Source organism: Bacillus sp. FSL W8-0848 (genome assembly GCF_038007805.1).
Taxonomy (GTDB): domain Bacteria; phylum Bacillota; class Bacilli; order Bacillales; family Bacillaceae; genus Bacillus; species Bacillus glycinifermentans.
The window spans coordinates 1,727,754-1,746,635 of record NZ_JBBOYB010000001.1 but is presented as its reverse complement, the minus strand read 5'-3'; the positions used below and the strand labels follow the sequence as shown (position 1 = coordinate 1,746,635).

Genomic DNA, 18,882 nt, shown 5'->3' with positions numbered 1-18,882 from the left:
TCCTCCTCACTTGGCTTCATATAAATAAATGTTCCAGGCCGATTCGGGATGGCTGAACCGTTTTAAAAACGTCAGTTTGTTTTGCTCGGCATTCATAATCGGTACCGATGAAAAGATATAGCGCCCTCCCATTTCTTTAAAGGCTTCTGCGTTTAACTCCAGGTTGGTGATTTTCTTTTTGGAGTTCTTTTTAAAAGCATAGTGTTTCCCGAGCTCCGCGACGAACAGGTAGCAGCGGCTCCCCCATTCATCAAAGTAGCGCTTTAAGGCGGCGTTTTTATCAAGCTCCTTAGCGATGATTTTCCGGAATTGATATTTGTATTTCAGCGGATAAATATTGGCATACGTATCAAGCGTGTAAAAACCGTTGTACTGGGCAATCGCCGGATGGAGGCCGATGCTTGCCACCCGGTATGAACGCTCTGGCTTCCCGATATATTGTTTGATCTGTTTAAATTGTTCGGATGCGTAAAACTCCCGGAATGACGGGGCATGCCGGTATGCCCCGTACGTCAGCTCCTCATGAAAAGGAACGAGAACGATAAGCTGTGCGGCAAGCGCCGCATACACAAACCGCCGCCACCTTTTTCCGAGCCGCCACAAAATATAGCATGCCGCCGCAAAGCTTACATAGATGATGAGCGGCCGCAAAAAATGAAAGCGGGCGAAGTTAAACGCCGCCAAAAGGCTGAACTTTTCTTTAGGCAATGCCCATAGCTTGTTAAACCATAACGCATACCATAATGAAAGCGCGTAATTGAAGAAGAACAGAAATATAAAGAGTTTTTCTTCGCGGCTGCGCCGTCCCTGTTTTCCGATGGTGATCACCAGAGTAAGCAGGATGACCGGAAGAATGACTGCCGTATGAACCGTCATTACGTGATTGTGGCCAAGGACGAAATTTTTAACCGACAGGCGGAAAGAGTGCCAAAGATCGTGCCTTGATGAGATAAATTCAACGCGGTGCATCGTCTCGCCTGAAGAAAACATCGAATACACAAGGCGGTATTCCACGGCAAGGAAAATCCCCGTCATAAAAGCGATGCTTCCTAAAAACGGAAGGTTCACATCGCGTTTGATGAAGAGGTCATACAGCCAAAGCAGCGATACGGCTGCAAGGAAAAAGAAAAAGCCGAGGACAAAGCTTGAGTAGAGCGGCAAGAGTGCTAGTGTCAGCCACTCTTTCACAGAATAATCGCGCCCCCGAATATTTAAAAAGGCCCAGAGTGCCAGCGGGTGCCCCAGCGTGCTCAGCATTCCGGAGGGCCAAAACGGCGTAAGTGCAAAAGCGAGGGAGACGCCGATTCTGATCAAATAGGCTTTGTCAGCCCGAATGATATGTTTTTTCAAAAGCAGGTACATGCCGATGAAGGCAAACACGCGCGTTATCGTTTGACTAAGCGCATACGCGGTCATCGACGGAAACAAGGCGTGCAGCCAGACAATCCCGCTCCATTCCGTACCGTAGGCGTCGCGGGGCAGCCCGTTGATGATCTGCGGAATGACGGCTTTTACACCCCCGAGCAACTGCCCGCTTTCCGCCAGCACTTTATACCAGGCGATATTCGAGTCCAGGTTGTCGTGAACGCGGATATGGGCGTCTTCGTTAAGTATGTAAAGCGGCAATACATAAAGCAAAATTGCGGTAAAGGCAAGCATGAGACACTTGTTCTCACGGCTGATCTTTTTTGCAAATGACGACATAAAAACAACACATCCATACAGAAATTTGTGGGGCGGCTGTCACTTCTTTGTTATTATTTCTGCAGGCGTTCTGAAAAATTCATCAAAATAAAAAAGGGGCTTTCCGGCAATACGGAAAGCCCCTTTCTTACCGCGGATAGTATGGGTATGGCGGGTAGTATGGGTAATATGGAAAAGGATACGGGTAATAGAAGTACGGGTAAGGATAAAACGGACGAGGCCTTGGGCGCGGACGAGGCCGCGGGTAAGGATACGGATAATATGAATAGGGCTGCTGCCTTTCATCAGTCATATCTTCCAAGTCATCCATGAAATAACCGTTTGCTTCCAACTCAGGTAGCCCTCCTTGTATAGTTTGAATACTTTAGGCTATGATGCTGACTAGAAAATGGAGTACGTACAAATTATTATGTTCTGTAATCCCCCGCGGCAAGCAAAAAGCCCGGCTCACCGACCCGAAAAAACAGGTCATGCTGCCAGGCTGTCATCTATTCATAATCCCCTTTGCTTTACGGTAAAACAGAACTCCCCATTAAATACCGGTCTACTTCGCGGGCTACCTCGCGTCCTTCATGAATGGCCCAAACGATTAAGCTTTGGCCTCTTCTCGCATCCCCGGCTGCGAAGACTCCTTCGACATTTGTTTTAAACTCCCCGTATGGTGCGTCGATTTTATTTCTGACCGCTTTGACCCCGAATTGCTCGAGAAGCGGCTGTTCAGTGCCTTCAAAGCCGATGGCGATGAAAACGAACTGGGCCGGCCAGACTTTTTCCGTTCCCGGAATTTCGTGAAATTCAAACTTCCCTTGCTCGTTTCTCACTTTTTTCATTTGAATCGTGTGCAATTCCTTTAGATTCCCGTTTTTATCTGCGACAAGTTTTTTTGTTTGAATGCAGTACTCTCTCGGGTCTTTTCCGAATTTCGCCTGCGCTTCTTCATAGGCATAATCGAGTGTATAAACGTGCGGCAGTTCCGGCCACATGTTTTCGGCGGTTCTTGTGTCAGGAAGCTTTGGATGTTTGCCGAACTGGACGACGCTCCGCGCCTTTTGGCGCAAAGCCGTGGCAACGCAGTCAGCTCCCGTGTCACCGCCGCCGATGACGATAACGTCTTTGTTTTTCGTATTAATACATTTTTTGTCTTTGAAATTTGAATCGAGCATGCTTTTGATTGTGCCTGTTAAATAGTCCATCGCAAAGTGAACGCCTTTTGCTTCACGTCCTTCAATCTGCAGGTCGCGCTGCTTTTGCGCCCCTGTGCAAAGAATGACCGCATCGTATCGGCTTTTCAGCTCATCTGCCGTAATGTCTTTGCCAATTTCTGTATTGGTGATGAAATCAATGCCTTCCTGTGTCAATAATTTGATGCGGCGCTCTACGACGCTTTTTTCCAGCTTCATATTCGGAATCCCGTATGTCAATAGACCGCCCGGGCGATCGGCACGCTCATAAACGGTGACGGAGTGCCCCGCCTGATTGAGTTGATCGGCGCTTGCAAGGCCTGCCGGACCGGAGCCGACAATCGCAATTTTCTTGCCGGTCCGTTTTTTCGGTATCCGCGGCTTGATCCATCCGTTTTCAAACCCTTTATCAATGATCGTCCGTTCGATGCCTTTGATCGAAACGGCAGGATCGGAAATCGCCACTGTGCAAGAACCTTCACAAGGCGCAGGACAGACTCGCCCCGTAAATTCCGGGAAGTTGTTCGTTTTCAGCAGGCGCTCGAGCGCTTCTTTCCACCTTCCGCGGTAGACAAGATCATTCCATTCCGGAATCAGGTTATGAATCGGACATCCTGACGTATAGCCGCCGATGTCCATGCCGATTTGGCAGAAAGGCGTGCCGCAGTCCATGCAGCGCGCTCCCTGTCTTTTTGAAGCTTCCTCAGAAAATGGAGACGAATATTCGTTCCAGTCGTTTATCCGCGTGAGAGGATCGCGTTCAGCAGGCTTTTCCCGCTTGAACTCCATAAATCCTGTTGCTTTGCCCATTTTCCCCTCCCCTTTCTTACTGTGCCACCGCTTCTTTTGCTGAGGCAGAAGTTTGAATCTTTTGCTTTGTACCGGCTTCAAACGCGTACATCATCGCTTCTTCGTCAGATAAGCCGGCAGCTTTTTGCTCTTTTATCCGCTCTATCATTTGTTTGAAGTCTTTCGGAATCACTTTAATAAACCGGGTGACGGCTGATTCCCAATCTTCAAGAATCGAAGCCGCTTTAGAGCTGCCTGTATAGCGGTAATGGTTATCAATCATCGCTCTCAGCTCCGACATTTCCTCAGGCGCTTCAAGCGTCTCGAATTCGATCATTTCCATGTTGCATTTCCGTTTGAACGCCTTTTTGTCTTCGGCGTACACATAGGCGATTCCGCCTGACATCCCGGCTGCGAAGTTTTTGCCGACATCCCCTAATACAACGACGCGTCCTCCGGTCATATACTCGCAGCCATGGTCTCCGATTCCTTCGACCACAACATTTACCCCGCTGTTTCTGACGGCAAACCGTTCACCGGCGAGCCCGTTAATATAAGCTTCACCGCTTGTTGCCCCGTAAAATGCGACGTTTCCAACGATGACATTGTCGCGGAAAGCCGGATTGAAATCGTCCGGCGCCTTGACGGCGATTTTTCCGCCTGACAAGCCTTTTCCGATATAATCATTGGCATCCCCCGTCAAATAAAGCGACATGCCCTTCGGCACAAATGCCCCGAAGCTTTGCCCGGCAGAGCCCGTAAAGCGCAGCGTGATCGTGTCATCAGGCAGGCCTTCTTCCCCGTACCGTTTTGAGATTTCGCTTCCGGTGACCGCTCCTGTCACACGGTTGATGTTGCGGATCGCAAACGACGCTTCCGCCGGAAGCCCGTTTTCGATCGCAGTGCCTACCGCAGGCAGTATCTCGGTCATGTCAAGCGACTCATCGATTTTATGATTCTGCGGCGTACGGAATGTACGTGCGCCTTCGGGCTGGTGCAGCAGATTTGATAAATCGAGCTGACCGGCTTTCCAATGCGCTTTTGCGCGTTCGCTGACGCGAAGGACATCTGTGCGGCCCACCATTTCGTCAACGGTTCTGAAGCCGAGCTGCGCCATCAGTTCGCGCACTTCCTCTGCGACAAAGCGCATGTAATTTATGATGTGATCCGGGTCACCCATGAACTTTTTGCGAAGCTCAGGGTTTTGCGTCGCGACCCCGACAGGACATGTATCCAAATGGCAGGCTCTCATCATCACACAGCCGAGCACGACGAGCGGGGCTGTGGCGAAGCCGAATTCTTCCGCACCTAAAAGCGCGGCCATCACGACGTCTCTGCCTGTCATTAATTTTCCGTCCGTTTCTAATACAACCCGTTCGCGCAGGCCGTTGAGCATCAATGTTTGGTGCGCTTCTGCAAGGCCAAGTTCCCACGGCAGGCCGGTATGCTTAATGCTCGTTTTCGGAGATGCGCCTGTACCGCCGTCATAGCCGCTGATGACGATGACGTCTGCCGTAGCCTTTGCGACACCGGCCGCAATCGTGCCGACACCGGCTTTTGCGACGAGCTTCACGCTGATCCGCGCATCGCGGTTGGCGTTTTTCAAATCGTGGATCAATTGCGCCAAGTCTTCGATTGAGTAGATGTCATGGTGCGGCGGCGGTGAAATCAAGCCGACCCCCGGCGTTGATCCCCTGACATTGGCAACCCACGGATAGACTTTATTTCCCGGAAGCTGTCCGCCCTCTCCGGGTTTTGCGCCTTGGGCCATTTTGATCTGCAGTTCGTCAGCGTTGACGAGATAGTGGCTTTTAACGCCAAAGCGGCCTGATGCGATCTGCTTGATGGCGCTGCGGCGGTTGTCGCCGCTTTCGTCCGGAATAAAGCGCGCCGGATCTTCCCCGCCTTCCCCGCTGTTGCTTTTTCCGCCTAAACGGTTCATCGCAATCGCCAGTGCTTCATGAGCTTCCTTGCTCAACGAACCGAATGACATAGCCCCGGTTTTAAAGCGGCGCACGATCGATTCAACAGATTCGACCTCTTCGAGAGGCAGCGGATTCCGCGTGTTGTCAAAGGTAAAGAGATTGCGCAAAAAGCCGATTCTTTCTTCGTCCGCAGCCTTGGAATACTGCTTAAAGAGACTGTAATCTCCTTTGCGGCAGGCCCATTGCAGCGTATGGATCGTTTTTGGGTTAAAGGCGTGATGTTCGCCGCCTTTTCTCCATTGAAAATCGCTGCCTGCATCAAGCGTCTCATTTAACGTATCTGCATATGCTTCCCTGTGGCGGCGCTTCGCTTCTTCAGCGATCGTATCAAGCCCGATGCCGCCGAGCTGTGACGCCGTACCTGTAAAGTAACAGTCGATAACATCCTTGCCGATGCCGACCGCTTCGAAAATTTGCGCCCCCCGATAGCTTTGAACAGTGGAGATTCCCATTTTCGACATTACTTTGACGACGCCTTCGGTTACGCTTTTGCTGTATTTTGTGACAGCTTCCTCGTAGCTGATTGAAAGGGCACCTTCTTCAATCGCTTTTTTATACGTAGCGTACGTGAGATACGGATGGATGGCATCCGCTCCGTAGCCGATCAATGCGGCAAAGTGGTGAACTTCCCTTGCTTCACCCGATTGGGCGATGATGCTGACCTTCGTGCGTTTCCCGGCGCGGACCAAATATTGATGCAGAGCGCTGACGGCAAGAAGTGCAGGAATCGGTGTTTTTTGTCCGTCCATTTTGCGGTCGGATAAGATGAGCAGCGTAACCCCTTCTGCAATTGCTTTGTCCGCTTCCTTGCACATGTCTTCAAGTCCGCTTTTCAAATCGCCGGTAAACAGCGTGTCGATCGTCTTGCTTTTAAAATCCTGATGCACAAGCCCTTTCAGCGAGTTGAACTGTGCGTTCGTTAAAACAGGCGTATACAGTTTGATCCTGCGGCAGCTGTTTTCGTTCGGATGAAGAACGTCACCTTCGGCTCCGAGCCATGTCAAAGTCGATGTGACGATCTGTTCGCGGATCGCATCAATCGGCGGATTGGTGACTTGGGCAAACAGCTGTTTAAAGTAATTGAACAGCGATTGCGGCCGGTCTGATAAAACGGCAAGCGGAACGTCATTTCCCATCGACCCGAGCGGATCTTTTCCTTCCGTAATAATCGGAATCAAATATTTTTGAATATCCTCATACGTATAGCCGAACGCTTTTTGGCGGGTCAAAAGGTCAGGCGCAGGTTTTTCCTCTGTTTCCTCGATGTCATTGCTGACATGAACCAAGCCTTTCTTCAGCCATTCCTGGTATGGAAACTCGCCGGCGATTTCTGATTTCACCTCTTCGTCCGAGATGATCCGCCCTTCTTCGAGATCAACCAGCAGCATTTTTCCAGGATCAAGCCGGTCTTTGTACAAAACATTTTCCTGTTCAACGTCAATGACGCCGACCTCAGAGGAAAAAATAATGTAGTCGTCTTTTGTGACATAATAGCGTGCCGGTCTGAGTCCGTTACGGTCGAGAATCGCACCGATCTGCTTTCCGTTTGTAAACGAAATCGCCGTCGGGCCGTCCCACGGCTCCATTAATGAGCTGTGGTATTCATAAAAGGCTTTCTTTTCCTTTGACATGTATGGATTCTCGTTCCACGGTTCAGGAATCAGCATCATTGCCGCATGCGCCGGCGTTCTTCCTGCGAGCACGAAGAATTCAAAAGCGTTGTCCAGTATGGAGGAATCGCTTCCGTTTTCATCCAGGACCGGAAGGACTTTCTTCAGGTCGTCCCCGAACGCTTCGGAAACAAACTGCTGCTCTCTTGCTTTCATCCAGTTCATATTGCCGCGAAGCGTGTTGATCTCCCCGTTATGGATGAGATAGCGGTTCGGGTGCGCCCTTTCCCAGCTCGGAAACGTGTTTGTGCTGAAGCGTGAATGAACAAGCGCAAAAGCCGAAACAAAATCTTCATCCTGCAGGTCTTCATAAAAAGCATCAACCTGCTCAGGCGTAAGCAGCCCTTTGTAGACAATCGTGTTGCTCGAGAGGCTGACGACATAAAACGATTTTTCACGTTCGCGCGCCCAGTTTTCCGCCTGCTTGCGGATGATGTATAATTTGCGTTCAAACGCCAAGTTGTCTTTAAGCTGTCCGTTCGCCCCGATAAATACCTGCCGGACGACAGGGGCGCTTTTTTGTGCCACTGTTCCGATTTTTCCGACATTAGTCGGTACAGTTCTCCATCCGAGCACAGACTGACCTTCTTCTTCGATCAGATGATTAATGTGCGCTTCAATTTGCTCGCGTTCGCTGTCATCTTTTGAAAAGAAAATCATGCCGACCCCATATCGCCCTTTTTCAGGCAATTGAAAGCCGGAACAGACTTTTCTGAAAAAAGCATCAGGAATCTGCATCATAATGCCCGCTCCGTCTCCGGTATGCGGGTCACTGCCCTGACCGCCCCGGTGGTCCAATTGACAAAGCATTTGCAATCCTTTTTTGACGATATCATGGGTAGGAATGCCTTTTAAGTGAGCGTAAAGACCGATTCCGCATGCATCATGTTCAAATTCAGGACGGTAGAGACCTTGCGCTTTCGGTAATTGGTTATAAGTCATAGTTCCTCTCCCCCGTTCATTTTTCCCGTTAATCCCCGGTCATAAAATCTTACAAATTCTAATCCTATTGTAGGTTTTCAAATCTATACAAACAATATATAATTTAGATTAAAACAATCTCATTTTGAGATGAGCAGGTGAAACACGATGGAATTACGCCAGTTGCACTACTTTATGGAAGTAGCAGAAAGGGAACACGTATCAGAGGCCGCCATGCATCTCCACGTCGCCCAGTCGGCGATCAGCAGGCAGATTGCCAACCTCGAAGAAGAGCTCGGCGTTGACCTTTTCGAACGCGAAGGCCGAAATGTTAAACTCACACCGATCGGAAGGCAGTTTTTGGATCACATTAAAACCGCGATGAAAGCGATCGATTTTGCGAAAGAACAAATCGATGAGTATTTGGACCCTCACAGAGGAACCGTCAAAATCGGCTTTCCGACAAGCCTTGCGAGCCAGTTTCTTCCGACCGTCATTTCCGCGTTTAAAGAGGAGTATCCGAACGTCGCTTTTCATTTGAGACAGGGTTCATATAAATTTTTAATTGAAGCGGTGAAAAACAGGGACATCGATTTGGCTTTTCTCGGTCCTGTTCCGACGAACAATGCCGATATTAAAGGAGACATTTTATTTACGGAAAGCATTTTTGCCCTCGTTCCGGTCAACCATCCGCTCGCTGAACAGAAAAGCCTTCATTTAGGCGATCTCAGAAACGACAATTACGTGCTGTTTCCGGACGGGTTCATCTTTCGGAAAATGGCGGTAGACGCTTGTAAACAGGTGGGATATACCCCGAAAATATCGTCGGAGGGCGAAGATTTGGATGCGGTAAAAGGGCTCGTTTCCGCCGGGATAGGAGTAACGCTTTTGCCGGAAAGCGCCTTTAATGAAACAACCCCCCGTTTTACGAAGAGAATCCCGATTGATTATCCTCAGGTCAAACGGACCGTGGGGATTATCACGCCGAAAAACAGGGAGCTTTCCCCATCTGCAAAAGACTTTTACCAGTTTGTGAAGAAGTTTTTCTCGCGCCTTCAGCAATATCAATAAAACCGATCAGTCAGCCGGGTGCTTTCGCCCGGCTGGTTTAATTATTTTATCATAAAAAGAAAATTAATGTCTGAATTTTTAGTCTTTTGTTCTCCGGATGAGTTTTTTCTTTATTAAAATGGCCGCCTTCAAAAAAGGCGGCCGTTCCCTCATTCCTTCGGCATTTGAAGGCTCATTAAATAGTCGATGACTGCTTTTTGTTCCTTTTTAGAAAAACCGCTTTTCGGGTCGATCCAAAATTCGTGTCCCTTCCCCGTGATTCTGACGGCTTTTACATCTGGCGAAGCCGCATTGCTCTTGATCACGCGAGTCCTGAGATCCCTGTCGATCAAAGCGAGCAGGCTGTTATAAGGGTCGGCCGGTTTGCCTTTTGCCAATGTTTCCGTGATGCCTGTTTCCTTGAGTGAGCTTCCGACCGCGGCGCCGCCGTCGTGCAAGTATGGGGCGCTCCAATAAAGACCGATAAGGCTTGGGACTTTATAGCCGCCCGGCGAGCCGTTTTTCGCCCATGCCAGTTCGACTTGCTTTGGATCAAAATGGTTTGTCGGCACCTTGAGCACCTTTGCGCCGCTTTTAACCGGAACCGTCGTACTCGGCGCGTACATCGTGCTTTCGCCAAAGATCTTTTCCGTTTTTTTGAAAGACTGGGCCCTTGTCGGCTCAGTGCCGATTTCTTTCGCTGATATGACCTTGTTATTCGTGAAATAACGGCCGGAATGGCAGGATATGCACCCCGCTTTTGCGAAAACGGCTTTTCCTTGTTCGATTGACTCCCTGGCCGCTTTTTGCGGCGGCTTCGGAGGTTCAAGCGTGTTTTGCCAAGCGGATACGGCGTTGTTTTCTTCGTTTACCTTTTTGTCCGGAGAACCGACGTGAACACCGTCCGGCGCAGCCAGCGTAATCTTCGGAAAGCTTGGCGGCCTGACCATCTGATTGACGCCCGGAACACCCGGGGTCGGATCAGCTTTTGCAAAAAACGCTGAAGGGCTCTCCCCTTTTTCAGGATGATAGCGGTACGACCGATCTGCCGCACGCTGGAGAATCGTTCCGATGTACACGTCAGGACTTATTCCGAAAAGAGCCCTGCTCCCGGGGGCTTGTGAGAGGCTGTCAGAGTTTTGTGCATGAACGTTGTTGCTGAACACGCTTAAGCCTTTAAACGGACCGGCCATGGCGGCTCCGCTCCAGCTGTATGGATGGTCGCCCAATGTATAAGCATCCGGAATTTGCGTCGGATTGCTTTTCATATCGATCGTCGAGTCGAAAAAGCCCCTCGGCCATTTTAGAAAAACTTGATCGACTGCGGTTTCAAGCTTATCCGGATCGGGAAGGCGCTCTTTCTTGCCGTTTGCCGCAGTAATCACAGGGCTGTTGTCGTTGATGAACCGTTTGATGCTTTTGATTTCTGAATGTGTAAAATAAGCGGCCGAATTTGTCGCAAGGGCCAGCAACAATCCGGTGTTCAAATCCGGATTTGTCACCCCTTCCATCACCTGCATCGTCTTCGGATGTGTCGTCGCGTGGCAGGCCGCGCAGCTGATGCCGGCTTTGATTTTACCGTCCGAATATTTAAACGGCATTCCGAGGGGAGCGAAGGCTCCTTTCGGCACATCGATTCCGGTATCGATCACCTCCCCTTTTTTAAACGTCTTTCCGCCAATGTTCGCCGTTTTGGCGAGCTCGACCCGTAAATTTGTCGTTCCTTTCCCTTTGAGCGCGGCAATCGCTTTTGTCATATTCGTAACCGTGATCGGTCCGTCAAGGAGTCCCAGGATATCGGTCAAAAAAACTTCGTTGCCGAATGTCTCCTTATAAAATACGTCCCTTCCCAACTGATGGAGCCGATCATCGACTTTTACCGCACCCTTTTGGCTTGAAACCCGCAGGCGGTCAGCATCTTTGTTTGAAACGAATGTTCCCCACATGTCATATCCGTTCGTCCTGTTTTCTTTTGAGATGACTTTTTCTTTGGGCGGCATATAAGCATATTCGGGTTCAAGACATCTCAGCGTCAAAAAGACGGCGGCGATTAAAACCGCGGCAATTGCAAGGATCGCCGTGAATTTATGTTTTCTCACGTCGTTTTACACTCCTTTCTAAATGATTAGATTTCCCCGTTTTACCAGCTATATATGTCAGACATCCATGGCAAAATATGCTTATCATCCGCCCGATTTGTAAAGGAATGAAGCCATATGAAAAAACTGACCATCATTGCAATCATCCTCTTATGCGCGCTGTTCTCATTTATCATATGGATCAATGCCGGGGAGGAAAGACAGACGCCGGCGGCTGAAAACATTGAAGCGGTCAAAACGGCAGATAAACCCGTCATCGTGCTGATCGTGGATTCTTTAATGGACCGGCCTTTGAAAAAGGCCATCAACGAAGGACGCGCTCCGGCCCCTCGATTCTTTTTGGAAAAGGGCAGCTATCATCCGGGAGTCGTCAACGCGTATCCGACCATGTCTGTTTCGATTGACAGCACCATCATGACGGGAGCTTATCCTGACCGTCACCGCGTAGCAGGACTTGTCTGGTATAACCAGGACGAACATCGGATCGTCAACTACGGGAGCGGCAAAAGCGACATTGCCGCACTCGGGGTGAAACAGCCGATTAAAGACGCCATGTATGCTTTAAATCAAAAACATTTAAGCCCGCAAGTGAAAACGGTTCACGAAGAACTGGAAAAACGGGGAAAGCATTCCGCTTCCATCAACGGCCTCGTGTACCGCGGCGGATATGATCATGACCTGAACATTCCGCCTCCTGTCAAACGCCTTGGCCTGATGCCTGAAAAGATGGCCGTAAAAGGCCCGGCTATCTTTTCATTCGGCCGTTTTGCCCAAGCAGATCCTCATAACCGCTATCAGCGGATTTGGAACGGGTACGGGCTGAATAACAAATTCACTGCACAGGAACTGTCTTATTTGATTAAGAAACACAAGCTTCCTTCCCTGACCGTAGCCTATTTTCCCGATAATGATCACAGCACTCATCATAAAGGACCGGCGGATACAAGCGGATTGGAAAAAACGGATCAGCAGCTTCAGCGCATTCTAAACGCCTACGATTCCTGGGATGCCGCCGCCGAACAAGCGGTATGGATCGTTATGGGAGACAGCGGCCAGACGTCCATCGGCCGCGACAGGCAAAAATCGGTGATTCGGCTCCGCTCTCTTTTTGGCGATTACCGGATTCCGAAAATTGATAAAAGACCCAGTGAGAAAGATCAACTGATGTTTGGCGTAAACGACAGGATGGCATTTATATACATGCTTGATCAAAGCATATCTGTAAATGACGCCGTAAAGCCGCTCAAGCGCGATGAAAGGGTCGGCTTTGCAGCCTGGAAAGACGGCGGCTGGGTATATGCTACCTCAAAACAAGCGGTAAAACCGCTTCGCTTCCGCCCCGGCGGAGGATTTGCCGATCAGTACGGACAAACCTGGACGCTCGACGGGGATTTTTCCGTATTGGATTTGTCGGCTGACGGAACGTCTCTTTTCTACGGCGATTATCCCGATGCCCTCGCCCGGCTTTTCAGCGCCTTTCACTCCCATCCCGGCCGGTATATCATCGCTGATGCGAAGCCCGGTTTCCAATTTGCCGATCACACATCGCCGATACACCCCGGTGGAGGCGGACACGGCTCTCTTTATAAAACGGACAGCCTCGCTCCGATGATCATCACAGGCTCCGAAGAAACGCCCGAACATTTCCGCCATGTCGATTTAAAAGATTTTTTCCTCAAACTCGCCGAGTAGCCTGACACAGTCAGGCTTTTTTATTCAAAGGTTTTTCGTTGACACGATTTTGCTGTTGTATGTAATATAATGATAGCTATTTAGTTTACTTACTTAATTAAATTTGAAGCAGGTGCCATTATGAAACAAAACCAAATCAACCGTGATGCGGCGGTTGAGCAATTAATCTGCGCTTTTAAGCGGCTCCGACGCTCGGAAATGAGCCGGTCGTTCCCTGAGATGGAGTGGAAAAAAAGCGAAGCCAAAGCGTTGATGTTCTTAAATGAAACAACGGGGCGAGAAGGCAAAAAGGTATCGGAGATCAGCCACTTCCTGAATGTCACGTCCCCTTTTGTGACACAGCTTTTAAACAGGCTCGAGCAAAAAGGGCTGATTTTCCGCCGCATGGATCAAGCAGACCGGCGGATCGTCCGCATTTTTTTAACAGAAGTGGGAAGAAGCGCGGCGGACGAAGTGCACAAAAAGCTGAATCAGTGGTTCGGCCAGCTCGTCTCGTATCTTGGCGAGACAGAGAGCAGGCAGTTTGCCGATCTGATTCATAAAATGTCCGACTTTATTGAATGCAAAAAAACTGAAAAGAAGGTTGAAACATGATTTCTCTTTTAAAATACTTAAAACCTTACAGATTGCAAGTTGTCTTTGTAGCGCTTTTTACGCTGCTCGGCAGCATGCTGGAGCTTTATTTGCCGACGTTAATGGCGGATGTCGTCGATATCGGCATTGTGAACTCGGATATTACATATATCCTCAAAATCGGCGTGTGGATGGTGGTTTGCTCGCTCCTCGCGATTTTGTTGACGATGGGAAAAGCATTCTTCGCCTCGAGAACGTCTCTTGCTTTCGGCAGAGACATCCGCAGAGAGCTGTTTGTCAAAGTTGAACATTATTCGCTTGAGGAGTTTGGAAAAGTCGGCGCCTCTTCCCTCATCACCCGGACGACGAACGATGTCAAGCAAGTTCAGGATGTTCTGAATATGATGCTGTCATTGATGACGAGAGCGCCGCTCATGCTGATCGGCGGCATCGTTTTGGCCGTATACAGGGATGCGAAGCTGTCCTTGATCTTTGTGGCGTCACTGCCGATTTTGGCTGGACTGATTTTTCTGATCACAAGAAAAGCCGTTCCCCTTTTCGGCGTCCTGCAAAAAAAGACGGACGGCCTCAATCTTGTCCTCCGTGAAGGGCTGACAGGCGTCCGCGTCATCCGCGCGTTTAACCGCGCAGATCAAGAAAAGGAAAAATTCCGGAAGGCCAATCAGGAATTCCGCGATACCGGCATCGCTGTCAACAGAATTATGGCGTTTTTATTTCCTGTGATGATGATCATGATGAACTTTACCAATATCGCGATCATCTGGTTTGGCGGAATCCGCATTGATCAAGGCGATATGCAGGTCGGAAACTTAATGGCCTTCCTCCAGTATGCATCGATGATTTTGTTCGCTTTGATCATGCTTGCGATGACGTTCGTAATGATCCCGAGGGCTCAGGCTTCCGCCGACCGGATTAACGAAGTGCTGTTGATCAAGCCGAATATCACAGATCCTAAGCAGCCTTCAGAACATACCGGCCTCCGCGGTCATGTTGAATTTAAAGGCGTCACATTCCGCTATGCCGGAGCCGAAAAACCCGTCCTCGAAGATATTTCATTTCATGCAAAACCTGGTGAAATGACCGCGATCATCGGAAGCACGGGTGCGGGGAAAACGACGATTCTGCAACTGATTCCAAGATTTTTCGACGTTGAAAAAGGTTCGGTTCTCGTAGACGGAACGGACGTCAGAAAGATCCCGCAGAAAGAGCTTCGCGAAAAGATCGGTTACGTTCCGCAAAAGGCTTCTTTATTCAGCGGAACAATCAAAGAAAATGTCCTATTCGGCAAAGAAGATGCAACAGACGAGGAAGTGACAGAAGCGCTCGAAACCGCTCAGGCTTCAGAGTTCGTCAAGGAAAAGGAAAACGGCATCGACTCGTATATCGAGCAAGCGGGCGCCAACCTCTCAGGCGGACAGAAGCAGCGCCTTTCGATCGCCCGCGCCCTCGTCAGGAAACCGGAAATCTACCTTTTTGACGACAGCTTTTCAGCGCTTGATTACAAAACAGACCAAAAGCTGAGAAAGGCGCTGAAAGAAACAACTGCTGATGCGGCCGTCATTATCGTCGCCCAAAGGGTAAGCACGATCACTGAAGCAGACCAAATCATCGTGTTAAATGAAGGAAAAATAGCCGGAATCGGCACACACCAACAACTGCTGGAAGAAAACAGCATCTATCAGGAGATCGTCGCATCCCAGCAGACTGAGGAGGAGAGCGCATGAGTAAAAAAGAACATCGGCATCCAGGCTCTATGACTCCTGTTATGCAGCAGCAAAGACCGAAAGAATTTAAGAAAACGATTTTAAGGCTTGCCGGCTATTTGAAGCCGCGGACGTTTCAGCTTGTGCTGGTCATCATTGCGGCGATTTTATCGACATTGTTCAATGTCATCAGTCCAAAGCTTCTTGGAGACGCCACCTCTTCCCTATTCGAAAGCTTTACGAAGGGAACGGGCGTACAGTTTGGATTTCTCGGCCGGATTACGCTGATCCTTGCAGGGCTGTATTTACTTTCTGCTCTATTTACATTTTTGCAGCAGTACTTGATGGCCGGAGTCGCCCAAAAAACCATTTTTGAAATGCGCCAGGAAGTCAATGAAAAACTCTCGCGGCTTCCTTTAAAATATTTTGACAAACATTCGCACGGTGATACGCTGAGCCGCGCGGTCAACGATATTGACAACATCAATACATCGCTTCAGCAGGCGCTCACGCAAATGATCACATCGGTGATCACCATCTTGGGAATCATCATCATGATGCTGTTGATCAGTCCGGTGCTGACGCTTGTCGTGTGCATCACGATTCCGCTCAGCATGCTTGCCGTGAGACTGATTGCCTCTTTCTCGCAAAAGCACTTTGCCGCACAGCAGAAGGAAATCGGCTCCATTAACGGGCATGTTGAGGAAATGTTCACTGGCCATCAGGAAGTGAAAGCGTTCGGCCATGAAGACAAAGCGATTCAGCAGTTTGACGAAATAAATGAGCGTCTGTACCAATCCGGCTGGAAATCGCAGTTTATTTCCGGATTAATGATGCCGATGATGACATTCATCGGAAACCTCGGCTATGTTTTCGTCAGCATTACAGGAGGCATTTTTGTTTTAAACGGAACGATTCTTGTCGGAGGCGTTCAAGCTTTTATTCAATATACCCAGCAGTTTTCCCAGCCGCTTGTCCAAGTCGCCGGCATCGCCAACACGATCCAATCGGCGATCGCTTCCGCGGAACGGGTGTTCAGCATTTTGGATGAGGAAGAGGAAATGAGGGAAACGCCTGCCGATCTCGATCTTGCGACATTAAAAGGCGATGTATCATTTGAACACGTCGCGTTCGGCTATGATGAAAGCGTTCCGGTGATCCGCGATTTAAACATTGATGTCAAAGAAGGCCGGACGATCGCGATTGTCGGACCGACCGGCGCCGGCAAAACGACGATTATCAACCTGCTGATGAGGTTTTATGAAGTAAACAGCGGCAAAATCAAAGTCGGCGGCACGGATCTCACCGATCTGTCGCGCGAACAGGCAAGAAGCATGTTTGCGATGGTTCTTCAGGACACATGGCTGTTTAACGGAACGATCCGCGACAATATCGCATACGGACGCGAAGGCGCGACAGAAGAGGAAATCATTCAGGCGGCCAAAAGCGCCTATGCCGACGATTTTATCCGCACCCTCCCCGACGGCTATGACACGGTATTGACGGAAGATGCGCAAAACATCTCCCAGGGGCAGCGGCAATTGCTGACGATTGCAAGAGCGATTTTGGCAGATCCAAAGATTTTGATTTTGGATGAAGCGACAAGCAGCGTCGACACCCGGACGGAAATGAACATCCAAAAAGCGATGAACAGGCTGATGGAAAACCGCACGAGTTTTGTCATTGCCCATCGTCTTTCTACAATTAAAGATGCGGATCTCATTCTCGTAATGAAAAACGGAGATATTATCGAAAAAGGAAGCCATGAAGAGCTTCTGCGCCTAAAAGGCTTTTATGCAGATTTGTACAACAGCCAGTTTTCACAGGAGGAAGCTGTCAGCTAAAAAGAAAAGACTGTGCCCAAAAGCGCCGACACGCTTTTTAAGGCACAGCCTTTTTTATTTACATATTTTCATAGACGCGGCGGACACCGGGCCGTCCATTCTCGCAAATGAATGAAGCAACCGTTTCGATCGGTGCACCAGGTCTTGATACATACTCGAGAAGCCGGTAATCGGTTCGCCACTGCTGCGGCGTCACCGTGCAGCGTACATAGCCGCGCTGATCGTTAAAAAATTTCAAATGGGGATTTTCTGCATAAAGGATGTCAGGATTTTTGATTGTATTCGCACGATCTCCCCCAGACGTCACGGAGGTTCCGGCAAATTCAGCGCCGACCGTTGTCGAATTTGGGTTATCAAAATCGCTTTTGATGTCAAAAACCCAGTTCGTATGAACGTCCCCTGTCAAAACGATAGGGTTTGAAATATGCTGCTTTTGCAAAAATTCGACAACCTCGTTTCGTTCGGCCGAGTATCCGTCCCACCCATCCATCGGCAATACTTTAACATCACCGTCCTGGTGATCGACCTGCGAAAAAAAGACTTGCTGGGCGAGGACGTTCCAGATCGATTGTGAACGGCGAAGTCCGTCATACAGCCATTTTTTCTGTTCATGTCCTAAGATCGTCCTTGAGGGGTCGGTCGATTCAAAGCTCGGAGGCTTATTGCCGTCTTGATTGGCCTGATCGTCCCGATATTGCCGGGTATCAAGGATATGAAACTCCGCCAAGTCGCCGTATGTGACTTTCCGGTACATCTGCATATCCTCGGCCCTTGGCAGCGACGACCGTCTGAGCGGCATATGTTCATAAAAGGCCTGATATGCGCTTGCCCGCCTGAGGATAAAAGGTTCAGGAGGCTGATTTTTTTCTGGAGTCAGCCCGGCGTAGTTGTTTTCCACGTCATGGTCGTCCCATGTCACGATCCACGGAAAAAGCGAGCGGGCAAGCTTATAGTCGCGATCATACAAGTACTGGGCGTGACGCGTTCTGTAGTCGTCGATGGTCAAGGTTTCCGCACCTTTATGAAGGCGGACATTTTTAGCGTTTGTGCCTGGGCCGTACTCATAAATCGCATCTCCTAAATGCAAAACAAAGTCGAGTTCTTCTTCGGCAATCCGGCGGTATGCGGTGTAATATCCTTCTTCAAAATGCTGGCAAGAGACAAAAGCGAATACAAGCTGATCAACAGAGGCGGTTTGGAGGGGAAGCGTTTTCGTGCGGCCTGTCTGGCTGGTTTCATACCCCGCATGGAAGCGATAATAATAAACGGTGTCAGGTTCAAGCCCCTCGACTTCGGCATGAACAGAATGGGCATACTCCCGTTTGGCTGTCTCTTCTCCTTGCTTGACGATCTCCCGGAATTCAGGATCGCGGGCGACTTCCCATTTCACGGTCACGTCTTCTGGAGGCATCCCTCCCCCATTAAGCGGCTCTGGAGCGAGCCGGGTCCACAGCACTACTCCGCCGGGAAGAGGTTCTCCTGAGGAAACTCCTAACGTAAACGGGTATGCGGTAAACTTCGGCACTTTTTCCGCCGATGTCCTCCCATCTGATTCTGCTGTCAGCAAACGACCGTCTGCGGTTTTCTCGTGAAAAGACTCTGAAACGTTTGTTTTCATATCAAGTCTCCTTTACGATTAAATTGAAAACA

The 18,882-nt window shown here is 49.5% G+C and carries 10 protein-coding genes and 1 pseudogene; 5 read left to right on the top strand and 6 right to left on the bottom strand.

Annotated elements, in window-relative coordinates:
• Positions 1–6 precede the first annotated feature (6 nt).
• The 4 genes and pseudogenes from NSQ39_RS09140 to gltB form a co-directional block, all read right to left on the bottom strand.
• A complete protein-coding gene (locus NSQ39_RS09140; RefSeq protein WP_175075111.1) occupies positions 7–1,704 on the bottom strand; it encodes a DUF6044 family protein in 1,698 nt (565 codons plus the stop codon).
• Between the two features lie 130 nt (positions 1,705–1,834).
• Positions 1,835–2,014: pseudogene (locus NSQ39_RS23075) on the bottom strand (hypothetical protein); the annotation flags it as partial.
• A gap of 199 nt (positions 2,015–2,213) precedes the next feature.
• The gene (gltD, locus tag NSQ39_RS09130; protein WP_046131476.1) at positions 2,214–3,695 is read right to left on the bottom strand and encodes a glutamate synthase small subunit; all 1,482 of its coding nucleotides are present in this window, start codon (positions 3,693–3,695) and stop codon (positions 2,214–2,216) included.
• A gap of 16 nt (positions 3,696–3,711) precedes the next feature.
• Positions 3,712–8,271: a glutamate synthase large subunit gene (gene gltB / locus NSQ39_RS09125; protein WP_341014621.1), complete on the bottom strand. Its 4,560-nt coding sequence runs from the start codon at positions 8,269–8,271 to the stop codon at positions 3,712–3,714.
• A 147-nt stretch (positions 8,272–8,418) separates the two neighbouring features.
• On the opposite strand from gltB, the gene NSQ39_RS09120 reads away from it, so the two are divergent.
• Complete coding sequence (locus NSQ39_RS09120) at positions 8,419–9,321, top strand: LysR family transcriptional regulator (RefSeq protein WP_046131478.1); 903 nt, start codon at positions 8,419–8,421, stop codon at positions 9,319–9,321.
• A 149-nt stretch (positions 9,322–9,470) separates the two neighbouring features.
• On the opposite strand, the gene NSQ39_RS09115 is transcribed toward NSQ39_RS09120, so the two are convergent.
• Complete coding sequence (locus tag NSQ39_RS09115) at positions 9,471–11,399, bottom strand: hypothetical protein (protein WP_052948524.1); 1,929 nt, start codon at positions 11,397–11,399, stop codon at positions 9,471–9,473.
• Positions 11,400–11,516: 117 nt separating this feature from the next.
• On the opposite strand from NSQ39_RS09115, the gene NSQ39_RS09110 reads away from it, so the two are divergent.
• The 4 genes from NSQ39_RS09110 to NSQ39_RS09095 all read left to right on the top strand — a co-directional run bounded on the left by NSQ39_RS09110 (position 11,517) and on the right by NSQ39_RS09095 (position 17,232).
• Complete coding sequence (locus NSQ39_RS09110; protein WP_335497529.1) at positions 11,517–13,091, top strand: alkaline phosphatase family protein; 1,575 nt, start codon at positions 11,517–11,519, stop codon at positions 13,089–13,091.
• Positions 13,092–13,211: 120 nt separating this feature from the next.
• Positions 13,212–13,685 (top strand): MarR family winged helix-turn-helix transcriptional regulator, encoded by a 474-nt coding sequence (locus NSQ39_RS09105; protein WP_046130929.1) that lies wholly within the window; start codon positions 13,212–13,214, stop codon positions 13,683–13,685.
• Positions 13,682–15,409: an ABC transporter ATP-binding protein gene (locus NSQ39_RS09100; RefSeq protein ID WP_046130928.1), complete on the top strand. Its 1,728-nt coding sequence runs from the start codon at positions 13,682–13,684 to the stop codon at positions 15,407–15,409. The genes NSQ39_RS09105 and NSQ39_RS09100 overlap by 4 nt, the downstream gene beginning before the upstream one ends.
• Positions 15,406–17,232 carry an ABC transporter ATP-binding protein gene (locus NSQ39_RS09095; RefSeq protein WP_046130927.1) on the top strand — a complete coding sequence of 609 codons (1,827 nt, stop codon included), beginning with the start codon at positions 15,406–15,408 and terminating at the stop codon, positions 17,230–17,232. Before NSQ39_RS09100 ends, NSQ39_RS09095 begins: the two co-directional genes overlap by 4 nt.
• 58 nt (positions 17,233–17,290) lie before the next feature.
• Here NSQ39_RS09095 and NSQ39_RS09090 read toward each other — a convergent pair whose 3' ends face one another.
• Complete coding sequence (locus NSQ39_RS09090; RefSeq protein WP_175075106.1) at positions 17,291–18,850, bottom strand: alkaline phosphatase D family protein; 1,560 nt, start codon at positions 18,848–18,850, stop codon at positions 17,291–17,293.
• Positions 18,851–18,882 lie beyond the last annotated feature (32 nt).

Excerpts from the sequence above, each read along its gene's own strand:
- NSQ39_RS09120 (WP_046131478.1), top strand. The coding sequence starts at position 8,419 with ATGGAATTACGCCAGTTGCACTACTTTATGGAAGTAGCAGAAAGGGAA.
- gltD (WP_046131476.1), bottom strand. The coding sequence starts at position 3,695 with ATGGGCAAAGCAACAGGATTTATGGAGTTCAAGCGGGAAAAGCCTGCT.
- NSQ39_RS09105 (WP_046130929.1), top strand. The coding sequence starts at position 13,212 with ATGAAACAAAACCAAATCAACCGTGATGCGGCGGTTGAGCAATTAATC.
- NSQ39_RS09100 (WP_046130928.1), top strand. The coding sequence starts at position 13,682 with ATGATTTCTCTTTTAAAATACTTAAAACCTTACAGATTGCAAGTTGTC.
- NSQ39_RS09090 (WP_175075106.1), bottom strand. The coding sequence starts at position 18,850 with ATGAAAACAAACGTTTCAGAGTCTTTTCACGAGAAAACCGCAGACGGT.
- NSQ39_RS09140 (WP_175075111.1), bottom strand. The coding sequence starts at position 1,704 with ATGTCGTCATTTGCAAAAAAGATCAGCCGTGAGAACAAGTGTCTCATG.
- NSQ39_RS09110 (WP_335497529.1), top strand. The coding sequence starts at position 11,517 with ATGAAAAAACTGACCATCATTGCAATCATCCTCTTATGCGCGCTGTTC.
- NSQ39_RS09095 (WP_046130927.1), top strand. The coding sequence starts at position 15,406 with ATGAGTAAAAAAGAACATCGGCATCCAGGCTCTATGACTCCTGTTATG.
- gltB (WP_341014621.1), bottom strand. The coding sequence starts at position 8,271 with ATGACTTATAACCAATTACCGAAAGCGCAAGGTCTCTACCGTCCTGAA.